Source organism: Arthrobacter sp. NPDC097144, assembly GCF_044762205.1.
Classification (GTDB): Bacteria; Actinomycetota; Actinomycetes; order Actinomycetales; family Micrococcaceae; genus Arthrobacter_B.
This window is the reverse complement of record NZ_JBIWDW010000003.1, coordinates 532,552-548,584: the sequence shown is the minus strand read 5'-3', so window position 1 is coordinate 548,584 and position 16,033 is coordinate 532,552. Positions and strand designations below refer to the sequence as shown.

The 16,033-nt window shown below is 64.4% G+C and carries 14 protein-coding genes and 1 pseudogene; 7 read left to right on the top strand and 8 right to left on the bottom strand.

Annotated elements, in window-relative coordinates; translation table 11 throughout:
* Positions 1-62 precede the first annotated feature (62 nt).
* Positions 63-1,379: an APC family permease gene (locus tag ACIQXM_RS09670; protein ID WP_400930832.1), complete on the top strand. Its 1,317-nt coding sequence runs from the start codon at positions 63-65 to the stop codon at positions 1,377-1,379.
* Positions 1,380-1,472: 93 nt separating this feature from the next.
* Here the strand turns inward: ACIQXM_RS09670 and ACIQXM_RS09665 are convergent, their stop codons facing one another.
* From ACIQXM_RS09665 to ACIQXM_RS09640, 6 genes are all read right to left on the bottom strand, one after another.
* The gene (locus ACIQXM_RS09665; protein WP_400930830.1) at positions 1,473-2,546 is read right to left on the bottom strand and encodes a YihY/virulence factor BrkB family protein; all 1,074 of its coding nucleotides are present in this window, start codon (positions 2,544-2,546) and stop codon (positions 1,473-1,475) included.
* Between the two features lie 97 nt (positions 2,547-2,643).
* The gene (locus ACIQXM_RS09660; protein ID WP_400930828.1) at positions 2,644-2,961 is read right to left on the bottom strand and encodes a PRC-barrel domain-containing protein; all 318 of its coding nucleotides are present in this window, start codon (positions 2,959-2,961) and stop codon (positions 2,644-2,646) included.
* 111 nt (positions 2,962-3,072) lie between these two features.
* A complete protein-coding gene (locus tag ACIQXM_RS09655) occupies positions 3,073-4,230 on the bottom strand; it encodes a mechanosensitive ion channel family protein (RefSeq protein WP_400930826.1) in 1,158 nt (385 codons plus the stop codon).
* A 218-nt stretch (positions 4,231-4,448) separates the two neighbouring features.
* Entirely contained in the window at positions 4,449-5,498 is a 1,050-nt protein-coding gene (locus ACIQXM_RS09650) for an ABC transporter substrate-binding protein (RefSeq protein WP_400930824.1), read from the bottom strand.
* A gap of 129 nt (positions 5,499-5,627) precedes the next feature.
* Positions 5,628-5,966 carry a bifunctional 3-phenylpropionate/cinnamic acid dioxygenase ferredoxin subunit gene (locus ACIQXM_RS09645; protein WP_400930822.1) on the bottom strand — a complete coding sequence of 113 codons (339 nt, stop codon included), beginning with the start codon at positions 5,964-5,966 and terminating at the stop codon, positions 5,628-5,630.
* Between the two features lie 105 nt (positions 5,967-6,071).
* Entirely contained in the window at positions 6,072-6,512 is a 441-nt protein-coding gene (locus ACIQXM_RS09640; protein WP_400930820.1) for a MarR family winged helix-turn-helix transcriptional regulator, read from the bottom strand.
* 231 nt (positions 6,513-6,743) lie between these two features.
* Here ACIQXM_RS09640 and ACIQXM_RS09635 point away from each other — a divergent pair, with 231 nt between their 5' ends.
* The 4 genes from ACIQXM_RS09635 (at position 6,744) to ACIQXM_RS09620 (ending at position 12,094) form a co-directional block, all read left to right on the top strand.
* Positions 6,744-8,717: an acyl-CoA dehydrogenase family protein gene (locus ACIQXM_RS09635; RefSeq protein WP_400930818.1), complete on the top strand. Its 1,974-nt coding sequence runs from the start codon at positions 6,744-6,746 to the stop codon at positions 8,715-8,717.
* Positions 8,718-8,902: 185 nt separating this feature from the next.
* Entirely contained in the window at positions 8,903-9,685 is a 783-nt protein-coding gene (locus ACIQXM_RS09630) for an SDR family oxidoreductase (protein ID WP_400930816.1), read from the top strand.
* Positions 9,686-9,707: 22 nt separating this feature from the next.
* Positions 9,708-10,991: an acyl-CoA dehydrogenase family protein gene (locus ACIQXM_RS09625; protein ID WP_400930814.1), complete on the top strand. Its 1,284-nt coding sequence runs from the start codon at positions 9,708-9,710 to the stop codon at positions 10,989-10,991.
* Complete coding sequence (locus ACIQXM_RS09620; protein ID WP_400930812.1) at positions 10,991-12,094, top strand: phosphotransferase family protein; 1,104 nt, start codon at positions 10,991-10,993, stop codon at positions 12,092-12,094. Before ACIQXM_RS09625 ends, ACIQXM_RS09620 begins: the two co-directional genes overlap by 1 nt.
* Here ACIQXM_RS09620 and ACIQXM_RS09615 read toward each other — a convergent pair.
* The gene (locus ACIQXM_RS09615; protein WP_400930810.1) at positions 12,081-13,115 is read right to left on the bottom strand and encodes an NAD(P)-dependent alcohol dehydrogenase; all 1,035 of its coding nucleotides are present in this window, start codon (positions 13,113-13,115) and stop codon (positions 12,081-12,083) included. The genes ACIQXM_RS09620 and ACIQXM_RS09615 overlap by 14 nt on opposite strands.
* 258 nt (positions 13,116-13,373) lie before the next feature.
* Positions 13,374-14,765: an OFA family MFS transporter gene (locus ACIQXM_RS09610; RefSeq protein WP_400930808.1), complete on the bottom strand. Its 1,392-nt coding sequence runs from the start codon at positions 14,763-14,765 to the stop codon at positions 13,374-13,376.
* A gap of 330 nt (positions 14,766-15,095) precedes the next feature.
* Between ACIQXM_RS09610 and ACIQXM_RS09605 the strand changes: the two genes are divergently transcribed.
* Together ACIQXM_RS09605 and ACIQXM_RS09600 are read left to right on the top strand one after the other, a co-directional pair.
* Entirely contained in the window at positions 15,096-15,845 is a 750-nt protein-coding gene (locus ACIQXM_RS09605; protein WP_400930806.1) for a hypothetical protein, read from the top strand.
* Between the two features lie 15 nt (positions 15,846-15,860).
* A pseudogene (locus ACIQXM_RS09600) lies at positions 15,861-15,965 on the top strand (hypothetical protein); the annotation flags it as partial.
* Positions 15,966-16,033 lie beyond the last annotated feature (68 nt).

Below are 16,033 nucleotides of genomic sequence, written 5' to 3'. Positions count from 1 at the left end.
TCTTTTGTACAACAGATTTTGGAAATGGTCAGCAACCTTACTTTTGTCCTAAAGTTGCTCCCATGAACAACAGCACACAGGCCGCATCCGGCTCCAAACTCAAGCAGGGGATCACCGGGCCCATGCTGTACCTCTTCATCCTGGGGGATGTTCTGGGAGCAGGCATCTACGCCCTGGTGGGCGAGGTATCCGGCGAAGTCGGCGGTGCCGTGTGGGTGCCGCTTGCAGTGGCCCTGTTGCTGGCACTGCTAACTGCTTCCTCCTACGCGGAACTGGTCACCAAGTACCCCAAGGCCGGCGGAGCGGCGGTTTTTGCTGAACGCGCCTTCAAGCGCCCCGCCGTCTCCTTCCTGGTGGGGTACTGCATGCTGGCCGCCGGTGTCACCAGCGCCGCCGGGCTGTCCCTGGCCTTTAGCGGCGACTATCTGTCGCCGTTCCTGGACGTGCCTCCGGTGCCCGCGGCAATTGTCTTTCTGCTCCTCATCGCCCTGCTCAACGCACGGGGAATCTCCGAGTCCGTGCGCAGCAATGTGGTGATGACCGTTATCGAGCTCTCCGGCCTGATCCTCGTGATTGTGCTGGTGGCGTTCATGGTGGGCCGCGGAGACGGTTACACCGAGCAAATCACGCAATTCCCCGACGGCGTCAACCCGGCAACGGCCGTCCTGGGCGCCTCGGTGATCGCGTACTACTCCTTCGTGGGCTTTGAAGTGTCCGCCAACGTTGCCGAAGAAGTCCGCGACGTCAGCCGCATCTATCCGAGGGCACTCTTCGGTGCGATGCTGACGGCCGGGGTGGTGTACGTGCTGATCGGCCTGGCGGCTGCCTCCGCCCTGCCCACTGAAGACCTGGCCAATTCCAGCGGACCGCTGCTGGACGTGGTCAGCGCCACCGGATACGGCGTACCGGACTGGCTGTTCAGCCTGATTGCGCTGGTGGCCGTTGCAAACGGTGCCCTGCTCACCATGATCATGTCCAGCCGGCTGACCTACGGAATGGCGGAACAGGGCCTCTTCCCCGGGGTCTTCGCCAAGGTCCTGCCGAACCGCAAGACGCCGTGGGTGGCCATCAGCGCCACCACGGCCGTCGCCATGGTCCTGACGATGACCGGTGAGCTGGCCTCGCTGGCTGAAACCGTGGTGCTGCTCCTGCTCTTTGTCTTTCTGAGCACCAACATCTCTGTGATTGTCCTGCGCAGGGATGCGGTGGACCATCAGCACTTCCGCACTCCCCTGGTACTGCCCTATCTGGCCATTGCGTCCTGCATCCTGCTGCTGGCCCAGCAGTCCGGGGCGGTGTGGCTGCGGGCCGGAATCCTGCTCGCCGTCGGTGTGATCCTGTACTTCGTGCGCCGGGTGGTTAAGGCCAAGCAGCACTAGCCCTGACACATCAAAAGAGGCCGGCCCCGAGCGTTCGTGCTCGGGGCCGGCCTCTTTTGAATCGCCTGACCCGCAGGACGTCCGTGCTGTCAGCTAGCGCAGGTCGTCGTCGTAGTCCTTGCCCGCGTGCTGCTGGCGCAGCTCGCGGCCCTGCTCAATGTCTTTTTCCATCTGTTCCTGGCGCTTGTCGATCTGGCGCGTGTCGCGCGGGGGCAGCTGGACGGACTCCTCGGCCTGGATCCCGGCCTGCAGTTCGCGTCCACGCTCCACCTCGGCGTCAAACTCGGCGCCGAACAGCAGGGATACGTTAGCCAGCCAGAGCCACAGCAGAAGCACGATCACGCCGCCAATGGCACCGTACGTGGCGTTGTAGTTGCCGAAGTTTGCCACATAGAAGCTAAAGCCCAGCGTGACGATCCCCAGCACGATCAGTGCAATGAAAGCACCCATGCTCATCCAGCGGAATTTGGGCTGCTTCACGTTGGGGGTGGCGTAGTACAGAATGGCCACGAGCAAAACGGCGAAGATCAGCATCACGGGCCATTTGGCGATGTTCCAGACCGTGACGGCCTCGGAGCCGAGCCCGATGAAGTTGCCCAGTGTCTCGGCAACCGGACCGCTGAGCACCAGCATCATCAGCAGGGCGGCAACCAGCAGGATGAGGATGAGGGTAACCAGGAGCTGGGTCGGCAGCAGCTTCCAGGCCGGCCGACCCTCCTCCACCTCATAGATGCGGTTCATGGACCGGCCAAAGGCTTTGACGTAGCCGGAGGCGGACCAAAGGGCGCCGACAATACCGACGATCAGCGCGAGTCCGGCGCTGCTCGAGGAAGTCAGCTGTTCGATCGGGCCTTCCAGGACCTCCACGGCGCTGCCGGGGGCGAATTCCTTAAGGAGATCCAGCATGGCGTTGGTGGTGCTCTCAGCCTGCCCCACCAGTCCAAGAATCGACACCAGTGCCAGCAGTGCCGGGAAGAGTGCCAGGACCGTGTAATATGTCAGTGCCGCAGCGAGGTCGGTGCACTGATCCTTGCTGAACTCGCGGAGCGTCTTCCGTGCAATGTACTTCCAGCTGGGCTTGGTGACCTCTGCCGGGCTGTCCGGTTTACTCGCGTCGTCCGGGCTGGGAGCCGTTTGGGCCCCTTCCCGATTGTCCTGCTGTGCCATGACGGCCTCCTGGATCCATTGGACTACTGGCCTTCATCCTATTGGTAAGTGTGCTTACTCCCAAAGGACCTCCCTGTATGGATCCGGTTGCTGCGGCCTAAAGTGAGAACTTCCGGTAATAGTCGGCCAGCAGCGTCTCTTCCTCCGGGCTGAGGGCGCTGTCGGGGTCCACCTGCGGCGAGTCGTCCACGGCCTGCCGGGTGTAGTTCACGTAGATGTCTTCGTCATCGCGCCGGGCACCGGCCAGCGGAACAAAGTGCTGACGCGTTTCAAAGAGCCCGAGCGCCACCGTAATCCACTCGGGGGCACCGGTGGCGCGGTCCAGGTGCACCTCGCCAACAAGCCCCAGCCGCTCACCGTCCTTGGCCCATACCGTGGAGCCCTGGAGTTCGTGGACCACAAATTCATCAGCCATTGCTGCACCCCTCTTCAGTGCCCGCCGGCCGCGGGTCGCCTGCCCCAAGCCAGCCAGACGGCACCCGGGTTGTCAACGGCGGGAAGCTGAACGGCAGCCTTGAACCCCGTGCTACTCCTCTGAGGTTGATTCCTCACGCTCGTCAAAAACCTGCTGTCCCGGTCCGGTGAAGGAGTGGCGCCGGTCCACTGCTTCAAGGGAGCCGGTGAAGAACTGGGACGTGCTCGTGTCCTGCGGATCTCCGCCGCCGGGGATGGACCGCGGGCCGCTGTGGACCTTCGGCCCGTCTTCCTGGACCTGGGCCCAGCGCTGCCGGGGCAGGGCTCCGGGGTGCCATTCCTGCAGATAGGTCACCATCGCCTCGCGGACCAGGCAGCGCAGGTCGAACAGTGCGCCGCTGTCCGCGGCACTGACGAGGATGCGCACGCGCACCAGGCTGTTGACCGCATCGGTGATCTGCAGGACGCCGGTGCGGCCGTCCCAGAGCTCGGTGCCGGCCAGAGTTTCCTTGAGGTGGGCGCGCAGGTCTCCCACCGGGGCGCCCCAGTCCAGGTCCAGTTCCACGGTGCCCAGGATGGCGGACTGCTTGCGGGTCCAGTTCTCGAACGGGGTGGTGGTGAAGTAGGTGGAGGGCAGGATCAGCCGCCGGTCATCCCAGAGGTGCACCACCACATAGGTCATGGTGATTTCCTCGATGGTTCCCCACTGGGTTTCCACGACAACAACGTCGTCCACGCGGATGGCGTCGGTGAAGGCCAGCTGCATGCCGGCAAAAACATTGGTCAGGGTGCTCTGCACCGCCAGACCGGCAACGATGGAGATCAAACCGGCCGAGGCGAGGATACCGGCACCGAGGGCCCGGACCTCCGGAATGGTGAGCAGCACGCAGGCCACGGCAACCGTGATGATGACGGCCACCCCGACCCGCCGGCCCAGTATCACCTGCGTCTTGAGCCGGCGCATCCGGCGGTTGTCCTTGGTGTCCGTCTTGTACTTGGTGAGGAGCATCGCCTCAATGATGAGCAGGATCACCACGGCGAGCCAGGCAAGGGATGCAATAAGCGCCAGGGTCAGTCCGTAGTTAATCGATTGGAACCACTCGGAGCCGCGCATCGTGATGCCCATGGCAATCCGGATGCCCATCAGGGACAGCGTCAGCCGCAGCGGGTTGCGTCCGAGCGCGGTTACCTCGCGGATCCTCGGAACGCGCCGGAATATCCTTGCGGTGGATTCCCTCACCATCCGGGCCAGCAGCAGGGCCGCAGCCACGGCTATGAGAACACCTAACAGGGGTTTGAACCCGGACACAGCGGTAAGAACATCTTGCATACTTTCGATCGTGACAGCTCCCCCGGGGGTCCTGTCCAATCGGCAGCCGGATGATTTCCGTGAGATCGGCAATGCCTCAACAACGCAAGAGGGCATCCCTCAATTCAGGGATGCCCTCTCGAATCAGCCTCGCCCGCCCAAGGGGGCGAACGGCGGACCTACTTGGCGGCGTCGGCCGCAGCGGCCGCCTTTGCGACCATCGGAACCACGTTGTCCAGGGCGTACGGCACGCTCAGGACGTTGATCGCGGAGACCGAGAAGACGCGCTCGGCGTCGGAATCGGCAACCAGGGCGCCGTTCTTTACGGCGGGGATCTGGCCGAGCAGCGGATCCGCAGCGAGCGAGGCAGCGGCTGCGTCGTCAGCAACCCAGGTCACGAAGATGTCGGAATCCAGCTGGTTCGCATCTTCATCGGCCCACGGGAAGTAGAAGGCATCTGCGGGAGCGTTCTCATCCACTACGGGGGCCTGGACCATGCCCAGCTCGGTCAGGAACTTGGGGCGGTTGTCCAGGGAGGTGTAGACCGAGGAGGCTCCCTTGGCGAGGTTGCCGTAGATGAAGGACTTGCCGGCAAGCTCCGGATACTTAGCACCGGCGTCCTTGATGGACTGTTCAGTGTCAGCCACCAGCTTCTCCGCCTTGTCACTGACGCCCAGCGCGGTACCGATCATCGTGGCGGTATCCTGCCAGGAAGTGCCCCAGGGAGCATCGGGGTAAGCAACCACGGGAGCAATCTTGGAAAGCTTGTCGTAGTCTTCCTGCGTCAGCCCGGAGTACGCGGCAAGGATGACATCAGGGTTGGTGGCTGCCACATCGTCAAAGGCAATACCGTCTGCTTCGGAGTACTGGACCGGAGCGTTTTCGGACCCGATCGGCGCATCAAGTTCTTCCAGCGCTTCATCGATCCACGGGGTGGTTCCCTGCTCGTTGCCGCCGTACACGATGGTGGGCATGCCCACCGGAACAACATCCAGGGCCAGAGCGGTCTCCGCATTGGCCCAGGCCACCGTGGCTACACGCTCGGGAGCGGATTCAATGGTGGTTTCACCGAAGGCGTGCTCAATGGTGACCGGAAACGAATCGGCTGCCGCTTCTGCAGAGCTGCCGCTGTCACTCGATCCGCTGGTAGAGCCGGTCGAGCAGGCGGAAAGGGACAAGACGGCGACGGCGGCAACGGCCGCAGCGCGGCGCATCCGGGACAGGGCCATGGGGGCTCCTTGACTAAGGGTGTGGATTCTTACGAGACGCTGCCCGGAAAATCCGGACAAAGTAAGGCTAACCTATCCTCAGGGTAATTACGCAACGTCAGTCTTGCGTAATGGGAGTCCGTCCGGTTGTTATGCCGGGGCTTCCCCCGGGTACAGGTAGACCTCGCCGTCGCGCACTTCCACGCGATGGGCCTTTGCATTCACCAGGGCGGGCAGGCAGAGTGCCTCACCGGTGCGCAGGCAGAAGCGTGCCGAATGAATGGGGCACTCCACTTCGTTGTCTTCGATCCAGCCCTCGGACAGCGACGCTTCCTCATGGGTGCAGGTGTCATTGAGTGCGTAGAAGTTGCCGTTGTCGCTGTGGAACACCGCAATGTCGTCGGCTGTTCCGGCAGCCTCGGCGTCGACCTTTACCGCCGTACCTTCTTCGATCTCATCGGCGGCGGCAACCCGAATGGCAGCAGTCATTTTCAACCCTCTTCCGGCCTGGGGCCGTGACGACGTTTCCTTGTACATCAATCACGTTACCCGGCGCGGCCGGCACCGCGCACAAGCCTGCAGCGAGACGGCGGCCTATAACGGGGCGGAGGCGCCGGCGCCGCGGTGGACTTCCAGTTCCCGGATCAGGGTAATAAGTTCGCTGCGAAGCTCGGGGCGGATATCGGCGCTGAATCCTGCCGCTTCAATGTCATCGGCCCGCACCAGCATTTGGCGGCCAAGGTCGGAAATGTCCACCACCCTGCGCGGGGCACCCTCAGCGGCAGGAGGCAATTCACGCACCAGCCCCTGGCGGGCCATGGTGACCAGCGACGTTCCGAGCGTTTGGGCAGTCACCCGAAGCCGCCGGGCCAGCTCGGCGCGCTTCATGGGCCCGTCCGTTTTCAAGACCCTCAGGACTGTGACCCGCTCCTGTGTCAGGCCCACATCCCTCAACCGGTTGTCCACTTCCCGCCGCACCAAACGCGCTGCCGTGGAGAGCAGCCGGACGGCTTCCCATTCCCCCTCGTTCTGCATTTGCCTGCTTCCCTGTACGTGTTCCCTGTACGTGTCTCCAGTTAGCATGAAAATAATCAGTGTGCTTACCATTCCATCCCCATACAGGGGGGTCTTGTCAAGATTCTTGCTTCCAGACCGGTTGGACGGGCATACTTCCGAACACTCTTTCTGCTTCTGGCCACCGCGCGTAGGCTGAGCCGCACGGCCAACGGGGGCTGCCTGGAGCAGCCCGAGCAAAGGGGAAGTGCCATGAGCACGAAGGACCTGCAGGACGCCCGCAGCACCTCGACCGACGGCGTTAAAACAGTCAGGGAGCGAGTGGTGACCGCCCGGGATGCCAGGGCGCTGGCGGAGGAATCGCGGATCGCCGAGGACCGGCGCCCCAGTTTCGCCAAGGGCATCTACATGGGCAGCTATAACCTGGACCTCATCCGTCCCCAGCTCCCCGACCCGGAAGAAGCGATCCGGGAGCGCGATTTCCTTGACCGGCTGGCCGCCTTTTGTTCCACGCTGGACGGACAGGTGATCGAGACTACCGGCATCATCCCGGACGACTACCTGCGGGGCCTGACGGATTTGGGAGTCTTTGGCATGAAGATTCCCCGCCGGTATTCCGGACTGGGACTGTCCCTTCTTGCCTACGGACGCGCCCTGATGCTGCTCGGATCCGTGCATCCCAGCCTGGGCGCGCTGGTGTCCGCCCACCTGTCCATCGGTGTACCGGAACCGGTCAAGGTGTTTGGGACGGAGGCGCAGAAGGAAGAATATCTGCCCCGCTGCGCGTCCGGAGCCATCTCCGCCTTCCTGCTGACAGAACCCGACGTCGGCTCCGACCCCGCACGGATGCGTGCCACCGCGGTACCCTCCGAAGACGGCAGTGAATACGTCCTGAACGGGGTGAAGCTGTGGACCACCAACGGGGTTATAGCGGAGCTGGTGGTGGTCATGGCAGCCGTGCCGCCGCATGGAACGGAAAAAGGCGGTATCAGCGCCTTTGTGGTGGAAATGGATACGCCGGGAATCACCGTGGAAAACCGGAACAACTTCATGGGCCTTCGGGGCATTGAAAACGGCGTGACGCGGCTGCGCGGAGTGCGGGTGCCTGCCGCCAACCGGCTTGGCAGGGAAGGCCAGGGCCTGAAGATCGCCCTCACCACGCTCAACACCGGCCGCCTGTCCATTCCCGCACTGTGTGCCGGAGCCGGGAAATGGTCGTTGAAAATTGCCCGGGGCTGGACCGGCACACGTGAGCAGTGGGGCCAGCCGATCGGCCGGCACGAGGCAGTGGCGAAGAAAGTTGCTTTCATTGCCGGAACCGCCTTTGCCTTGGAGAGCGTCTTTGAACTGTCAGCTTCCATGGCCGACGCCGGGACCAAGGACATCCGGATCGAGGCGGCACTGGCCAAGCTGTGGGCGTCGGAGATGGCCTACCGGATTGGTGACGAGCTGGTGCAGGTCCGCGGCGGGCGGGGATTCGAAACGGCTGCTTCCCTGGCCGCACGCGGCGAGCGTGCGGTGGCCGCCGAGCAGCAGCTGCGGGACCTGCGGATTAACCGGGTTTTTGAGGGCAGCACGGAAATCATGCACCTTTTGATCGCCCGGGAAGCGGTGGATGCCCATTTGAAGGCCGCGGGTGATCTGGCCGTAGCCGACGCACCGCTGGGCAGCAAGGCCCGGGCGGCCGTGAAGGCCAGCCGGTTCTACGGCCGCTGGCTTCCCACCCTTGCAGCCGGCCGGGGCTCCGTGCCGACGGCCTACGCCGAGTTTGGCCCCCTGGCCGCACACCTGCGCTACGCTGACCGCGCATCCCGGCGTCTTGCCCGTTCCACGTTTTACGGGATGGCCCGCTGGCAGGCGGGGCTGGAGCACCACCAGGTGTTCCTGGGCCGGATCGTGGACATTGGCGCTGAGCTCTTTGCCGTGTCTGCAGTCTGCATGCGGGCGGAAACCATGCGGCTGAAGGACCCCGCTGGGGGCGCAGAAGCCTATGAGCTGGCCGCGGCCTTCTGTGCCCAGTCGCGGGTCCGGACGGACACGCTCTTTGATGACCTGTGGCGCAATTCGGATGCCGAAGACCGCCAGCTCGCCAAAGGCGTCCTGGCGGGACGCTACACCCGGCTGGAAAACGGAGTACTGGACCAGTCCGAGGGCACCGGGCCGTGGATCTCCGAATGGGCCAACCCGCCGGAGGCCGGTGAGAACCTCCATCGCCGGTACCGCTGAACGCTGCGTTTGCCGAACGCTGCGCTTCCCCGGACTGCGCGCCGCCGGTACACCGGCTGCCGGCACACCGGCTGCCGGCGCTGGAACCCTTGACACGCGGGAGCTGCTGCTAAAGACTGGCCGTATCCGCGCCCCATACCGGTCGGTTGGTCGGTATGGCGCCCCGCAGCACCCGGAGGAGTTCCATGCCAGAAAACACCGTCCCCGCCCGCCGGCTGGAAGGTAAGACGGCCGTTGTCACAGGGGCCAGCAGGGGCATAGGCCTGGCAGTTGCCCAGCGGTTCGTTGCGGAAGGTGCCCGTGTCTGCATTACCGCGCGCAAGCCCGGCCCGCTCGCGGAGGCAGCGGCATTGTTCCCGGAAGACTCTGTCCTGGCTCTTGCCGGCAAATCCGACGACGCCGAACACCGCGCCGAGGTGCTGGACACCGTCGCGGCAAATTTCGGCCGGCTGGACATCCTGGTCAACAATGCCGGCATCAATCCGGTCTACGGCCCGCTGATGGACCTGGAGCCGGATGCTGCGCGCAAAATCATGGAGGTCAACCTCTACGGCACGCTCGGCTGGGTGCAGGCCGCGTACCACCACGAGAAACTGGATTTTGCCGTGCGGGGCGGATCTGTCATCAATCTCTCCTCGGTAAGCGCCCAGACGCCGTCACCCGGCATCAGCTTTTACGGAATCAGCAAGGCTGCCATTGAGCAGCTCACCCGGTCCCTGGCAGTGGAGCTCGGTCCGGCTATCCGGGTCAATGCCCTGGCGCCCGCAGTGGTCAAGACTCAGTTTGCCCGGGCGCTCTACGAGGGACGCGAAGAGCAAGTTGCCGCTGCCTATCCGCTGGGCCGGCTGGGAACCCCCGACGACGTCGCCGCTGCGGCCGCCTTTCTGGCTTCCGACGACGCAGCCTGGATCACCGGACAGATCCTCAATCTCGACGGCGGCCTCCTGGCTGCCGGCGGCAACGCCTAAGTACCCAAAGGAAGCACCCCCCATGACTCCGCTTTCCCCCCTGCTGTCCCCCGAGATCGAAGATCTTCGCCTGCGCACCCGCGACTTCATTCGTTCCGTAGTCATACCGGCCGAGCCTGCCCCCGGCGAGCGCCTGGCGGAATCCGAGCGGACCCGGCTGCAGGCGGCAGCCAAGGACGCCGGAGTATTCGCCCCGCACGTCTCCCGGGAATACGGCGGGCAGGGAGTGCCGCTGGCCTCGTGGTCCCCCATCTTCCAGGAGGCCGGTTACTCGCTGATTGGCCCCACGGTGCTCAACTGTCAGGCACCGGATGAAGGCAACATGCACATGCTCGAGCTGATCGGCACACCGGAACAGAAGGAGCAGTACCTCCGGCCCCTGGTTTCCGGCGCCGCCCGCTCCTGCTTCGGCATGACCGAACCCCATCCCGGTGCAGGATCGGATCCCGCCGCGCTGATGAGTTCTGCGGCAAAGGTGGACGGCGGCTGGGTCATCAACGGCCACAAGCGCTTCACCAGCGGTGCCAACAATGCGGCATTCTGCATCGCGATGGTGCGCACTGCCGCCGTCGACGGCGCCGGAGCGGGCTCCTCCTCCCCGGCGGCCGCTCCGGCCGGAGCCACCATGCTGCTGGTGGACATGGAAACCCCCGGCGTGCGGATCGGCGAGCAGATCTCCACCATGGACCGGGCCATCGGCGGCGGACATCCCCACGTACATTTCGAGGACGTCTTCGTTCCGGATACTGCCGTTTTGGGCTCCCCCGGGCAGGGCTTCCGTTACGCCCAGGTGCGTCTGGGCCCGGCCCGGCTGACCCACTGCATGCGGTGGCTGGGGCTGGCGCGGCGGGCCATGGACATTGCCCTGGACCGGACCAACACGCGTGAGATCTTCGGCTCCGCCATGCATGAGCTCGGCATTGCCCAGGACATGCTGGCCCTGAATGTGATGGATCTGGAAACGTCCGACGCGATCATCACCAAAACCGCCGCACTGCTGGAAACCGATGCCAAGGCCGGTTCGGCCCTGTCCTCGGTGGCCAAGGCCCACACGTCCGAAGCGGTGTACCGGGTGATCGACCGCTCGCTGCAGCTGTGCGGGGGCGACGGCGTCACCAACAGCCTGCCGCTGGCGTCCTACCTCAACGAGGTGCGGGCCTTCCGGATCTATGACGGCTCCAATGAGACGCACAAGTGGGCCATCGCCCGCCGTGCCTCCGCAGGGCGGCGGCGCGAAGTCGAAGCAGGCGCGCCGCTCCTGGCGACCGTCGATGCCGATCAGTCCTTCACCGGTGCGGAGGCCTGATGTCAGTTGCAGCAGTTTCCCTGCAAACCGTCCCCGACGGCCGGGAAGTAGTCGCCACCGCGGCGGATGCCGCAGCACTGGCCTCACCTCCGCTGCTGATCGTGGACGCCGTCACGGCGTTCCTGGATGAGCACAATCTCGGCTCCGGTCACTTGTCCTGGGCACAGATCGGTGACGGACAGTCCAACGTCACGTACCGCCTGGAGCGCGGAGGCGAGGTCTTCGTGCTTCGCCGGGGTCCGCGGCCGCCCCTGCCCCGCTCAACCCATGACATGATCCGTGAAGCACGCATCCAGCAGCTCCTGCAGGACCGCGGCATTCCCGTGCCCGCAGTCCTCGCTGTCTGCGCTGACGAATCTGTCCTGGGCGTGCCCTTCTACGTGATGACGTTTCTGGAAGGACTGGTCATTACCGGCAGTACTCCTCCCGCGCTGGACTCCCCCGATCAGCGGCGGGCCACCAGCAACGCCGTCGTCGACACCCTGGTGCAGCTGCACCAGGTGGACGTCACCACCGGCGACCTGGCGTCCTTCGGGCGGGCCGACGGATATCTGCGCCGGCAGGTGGAGCGCTTTTCCGCCCTCTGGGAGATCAACACCACCCGGTCGCTGCCCGATGTGTCCCTGCTCGGCAACTGGCTGGCCGACAACCTGCCCGCCAGCCAGCAGGCATCAGTGCTGCACGGCGACTACCGTCCCGGGAACCTGATGTTCCAGGCTTCAGCCCCGGCACGGGTCGCCGCCGTCCTCGATTGGGAGATGGCGGCCATCGGCGATCCTTTGGCGGACCTCGGCTACCTCACCGCCACCTATTCGGAACCCGGCAGTCCGCCCAGCCCGCTGGAGCTGACTCCCGTCACCCGGAATCCGGGATACCTGCGGCGGGCGGACCTTATTGCCCGTTACCAGGAGCAGACTGATCTGTCCCTGGACGCACTGCCCTGGTACCAGGCCCTGGCCCTGTGGAAGGCTTCCATTTTCTGCGAAGCCATCTACACCAGGTGGCTCAAGGGAGAGCGGCCCGGCGACACCCGGTTTGCGCCGTCGCTCGAGGCAGGCGTTCCGCTGCTGCTGGCCCAGGCCCGGGGCTTTACGGAACGATGACAGCGCGGCCGATGATTTGGTTGTTCTTCAGCCGCTCGTACGCCTTGGGGCCGTCATCGAGCGAGTAGACCTCCGTGTGCACGTTGATGCCGCTGGACCGCGCCAGGTCCAGGACCTCAATTAATTCCGGCCGGCTTCCCCAATACGGTGAACGGATGGAAGCCTCCCAGGCCCCGGCCATGAGGCCCACCGGGAGCGCTCCTGCGCCCACTCCCACCAAAACCTGGTCCCCCTGTGCCCGCACCATGGCCTGGCCCAAATCCATGGTGGCCTGGTTGGCTACAAAGTCGAACACCACGTTCGCGCCTTCCCCGTGGGTGAGGTCCCGCACCAGCGCCACGGTCCCCTGCTCCGAGGGGAACGCGTACTGGGCTCCCACCTCGGAGGCGAGATTCAGTTTGTCTTCGCTGATGTCCAGCGCCACCACTGTGGCCGGAGTCATCGCCCTCAGCAGCTGCACCGCCACATGCCCCAAACCGCCGACTCCGATCACCACGCAGGTGGCACCGGCATGCAGTTTAGGCAGTGAACCCTTGATCGCGTGATACGGCGTCAGCCCCGCATCCGTCAGAGATACGTTCTGCACGGGGTCCAGGTCTCCCAGCGGCACCAGATGCCGGGGGTCATCCACGATCATGTATTCGGCCATGGCTCCCGGAGCCCCCAGGCCGGGAGGCATGATGCCAAACTTCGCAGCATTGGTGCAATAGTTCTCGCTGCCCTTGGAGCACTCGTAGCAGCGCCCGCAGCCCCACGGGCCGTAGACCGCAACGGAGGTGCCCAGCTCCAGATGCTCAACGCCGGCGCCCAGCTTGTCCACCAGGCCGGCTCCCTCGTGCCCCAGGGTTTGCGGCCGGCCGTAGACGTACTGGTCCTCCGGCAGGCTCATCAGGAAATCATCCGAGTGGCACACACCGGCCGCAGTCACCTTGATGCGGACCTGTCCCGGACCGGGCTCCGGGGTTTCAATCTCGACTACTTCGGGCGGGGAACCAATGGTGCGGTACTGAAGGGCCTTCATGGCAAGCTCCTAAGCTCCGCGCTGGAACCAGTGCTGGGAAAGGCCAGGGCGGCTGGATGATTGGATCCTAAATAGTGACATCTTCACCCCGCTGCCGGACACCCCCTGCTGCCTTGGACGGCTGGCGAGCGGGTTGGTCAGTTAAACGGGTTGGTCAGTTAAAGAGGGCAGCGGCGCGGGAGAGCGTCTGAAAAACCCCGTAAGCCAGCGGCACCCCCACCAGCAGCCAGCTCACGGCAATGCGGATACCTGTCTTACTCATTTGTAATCCTCTTCCAATTCAGTGGTCTCAGGATGGCGCTCCGGCTCATGATGCCTGGCGTCCACCGGACGAACCATCAGGTTGGCAATGAATCCAATGACCAGCAGCCCAACCATCGTCAGCAGTGCCGGCTGGTAGGCGCCTGCGTCCAGCTCTCCCGGCGTCCCCCGGGCATCCAGGAATGAGTTAACGATCAGCGGGCCGGCGATGCCCGCCGCGGACCATGCCGTCAGCAGCCGGCCATGGATTGCGCCCACCTGGAACGTCCCGAACAGGTCCCGGAGGTATGCCGGAACGGTGGCGAAGCCGCCGCCGTAGAAGGAGATGATCACGAAGGCCAGCAGGACGTACAGGATGGTGGATGAGTTGCCGAAGAGCGAGAGCACCAGGTAGAGCACCGCTCCCACGCCCAGATACACCATGTAAATGCGCTTGCGCCCGATGGCATCCGAAGTTGCCGACCAGACAAAACGCCCGCCCATGTTTCCGATTGACAGCAGCCCCACAAAACCGCCCGCGACGGCGGCACTCACCAGGGAGACGCCGTCGGGCTGGCGGAAGAAGTCCTGGATCATGGGGGCGGCCTGTTCGAGGATGCCGATTCCGGCGGTGACGTTGCAGAACAGGACAATCCAGACCAGCCAGAACTGACGGGTCTTGATCGCGTTTGCTGCGGACACATGAGCCGTAGTGACCAAAGCCTTGGATGCCACGGCCTGCGGGTCGAATCCCTCGGGCCGCCATCCGTCCGCCGGCACCCGGATGGTCAGTGCCCCGTAGAGCATATAGATGAGATAGATGACAGCGAAGGTGAGGAAGAGTTTGCCGACGGCGTCACCGGCGTTGGCTCCGGGCGTTCCGAAGTTCGGGTCGTAGAAGGTCAGCAGCGCGGAAGACAGCGGGCTGGCAATCAGGGCGCCTCCGCCGAATCCCATAATCGCCATGCCCGTGGCGAGGCCCGGGCGGTCCGGGAACCACTTGATCAGCGTGGAGACGGGCGAAATGTATCCGATGCCGAGGCCGATTCCGCCGATGACACCGTAGCCGAGGTAAAGCAGCCACAGCTGATGCGTGAAAATTCCCAGCGCTCCCACCAGAAAACCGCCGGACCAGAAAACCGCGGACACGAACATTGCCTTACGCGGTCCGTTGCGGTCCACCCATGTACCCATGACTGCCGCGGACAGGCCCAGCATCACAATTGCGACCGAAAAGATGATGCCGATCTGGGTGAGGCTGGCGTCAAAATGCTCCACCAATGCGTTTTTGTAAACGCTCGTGGCGTACACCTGACCGATACACAAATGAACAGCCAGTGCCGCGGGCGGAATCAGCCACCGGTTAAATCCCGGCGGGGCAATGGTGTTTTCACGGGCAAGCCAGCTCATCCAGAACTCCCTTGTAATGGCGAAACGCGCAGTTACTGCAGTGCCTGCCAGCATTCACCATTGCCGGCCGGACGGGACGCGGACACGCCGGAACTGCTGCCCAAGTAATCTGCCGCCGGCGCCAACCTACCGGCCGGTAACTTTTTCACCCGAATCCCTTGCTTTGTTACCGAACAGTAAGTTAGATGTAACCGACATCACATTTGTGTCGGAGGATTGCGTCGTCACAGCGCAGGCGCTTCCGGTCCGGCACCACCAAATGCGAGAGCCCACCCGCCCTCTTGCTTACCGTCCGAATATCGGACCGGCTTATGACACAAAGGAATTTCAATGACGAGTTCTCTGTCCGAAAGGGCCGGCTCCCGGCCGCATAAACTCTTAACCGCGCTGCTGGCGTTGTTCCTCATCCTGCTGCTGGCCTTTTTTGTCTTGTTCTCCAGCAAGGTTGCCGCCGGCGCCACCGAGCTCAGCGACGGTGCAGTGCGGGCTTCCACCGGCGCCGGGGCCCTTCGGGACGGGGCGGCGAAGGCCCAGGAAGGCGCGGAGGAGGTAGCGGCCGGAACCAAAAAGGTCGACGACGGCGCCAAGACCCTGGCCAAGGGCATCGCCGGCGCCAAGACCGGCGCTGCTTCGCTGAAGGACGGTGCCGTTGCCCTTGATGAGGGCGCGGTGAAGCTTCAGACCGGTGCTGTCTCGGCAGCGGAGGGCGCGTCCAAGATTGCCGACGGTGCCGGAACGGCTACCGCGGGCGCGGACAAGCTCGCCAGCGGCGGGATCCAGCTGCAGGACGGGGCGGTACGTGCTTCCAACGGTGCACAGCAGCTTGCTGACGGCTCCGGTGAACTGAACCAGGGTGCACTCACTGCCGCTGAAGGAGCCGGCGCGCTGAACGCCGGTGCCGTCAAGCTCAACGACGGCGGGCTGGCACTTCGCAACGGCGCCGGACAGATTGTGGGAGGCGCCAAGGCCCTGAACGACGGCGGTTTCAAGCTCCGCGACGGCGCCAAGGCAGCCAACGACGGAGCGGGACAGGTGGCCGGCGGAGCTCGGGATCTCAGTGCGGGCGCCAAGGCCGCGTAGGATGGCGCCGACAAGCTGCACGCCGGGGCAGGAGATGCCAAAGACGGAGCGGATAAGGTTTCCGCCGGTGCAGGTGACCTCGCTGACGGCGCATCGACGCTGAAGGGTGGCAGCACCAAGCTGCAGGCCGGTATCAAGGATGCAGACGCCGGAGCCCAAAAGCTGGCGGCAGGCACCAAGGACCTGAG

Bases quoted from the DNA above. Each gene is read 5' to 3' on its own strand.
- ACIQXM_RS09670 (WP_400930832.1), top strand. From the start codon at position 63: ATGAACAACAGCACACAGGCCGCATCCGGCTCCAAACTCAAGCAGGGG.
- ACIQXM_RS09665 (WP_400930830.1), bottom strand. From the start codon at position 2,546: ATGGCACAGCAGGACAATCGGGAAGGGGCCCAAACGGCTCCCAGCCCG.
- ACIQXM_RS09660 (WP_400930828.1), bottom strand. From the start codon at position 2,961: ATGGCTGATGAATTTGTGGTCCACGAACTCCAGGGCTCCACGGTATGG.
- ACIQXM_RS09650 (WP_400930824.1), bottom strand. From the start codon at position 5,498: ATGGCCCTGTCCCGGATGCGCCGCGCTGCGGCCGTTGCCGCCGTCGCC.
- ACIQXM_RS09645 (WP_400930822.1), bottom strand. From the start codon at position 5,966: ATGACTGCTGCCATTCGGGTTGCCGCCGCCGATGAGATCGAAGAAGGT.
- ACIQXM_RS09640 (WP_400930820.1), bottom strand. From the start codon at position 6,512: ATGCAGAACGAGGGGGAATGGGAAGCCGTCCGGCTGCTCTCCACGGCA.
- ACIQXM_RS09635 (WP_400930818.1), top strand. From the start codon at position 6,744: ATGAGCACGAAGGACCTGCAGGACGCCCGCAGCACCTCGACCGACGGC.
- ACIQXM_RS09630 (WP_400930816.1), top strand. From the start codon at position 8,903: ATGCCAGAAAACACCGTCCCCGCCCGCCGGCTGGAAGGTAAGACGGCC.
- ACIQXM_RS09625 (WP_400930814.1), top strand. From the start codon at position 9,708: ATGACTCCGCTTTCCCCCCTGCTGTCCCCCGAGATCGAAGATCTTCGC.
- ACIQXM_RS09620 (WP_400930812.1), top strand. From the start codon at position 10,991: ATGTCAGTTGCAGCAGTTTCCCTGCAAACCGTCCCCGACGGCCGGGAA.
- ACIQXM_RS09615 (WP_400930810.1), bottom strand. From the start codon at position 13,115: ATGAAGGCCCTTCAGTACCGCACCATTGGTTCCCCGCCCGAAGTAGTC.
- ACIQXM_RS09610 (WP_400930808.1), bottom strand. From the start codon at position 14,765: ATGAGCTGGCTTGCCCGTGAAAACACCATTGCCCCGCCGGGATTTAAC.
- ACIQXM_RS09605 (WP_400930806.1), top strand. From the start codon at position 15,096: ATGACGAGTTCTCTGTCCGAAAGGGCCGGCTCCCGGCCGCATAAACTC.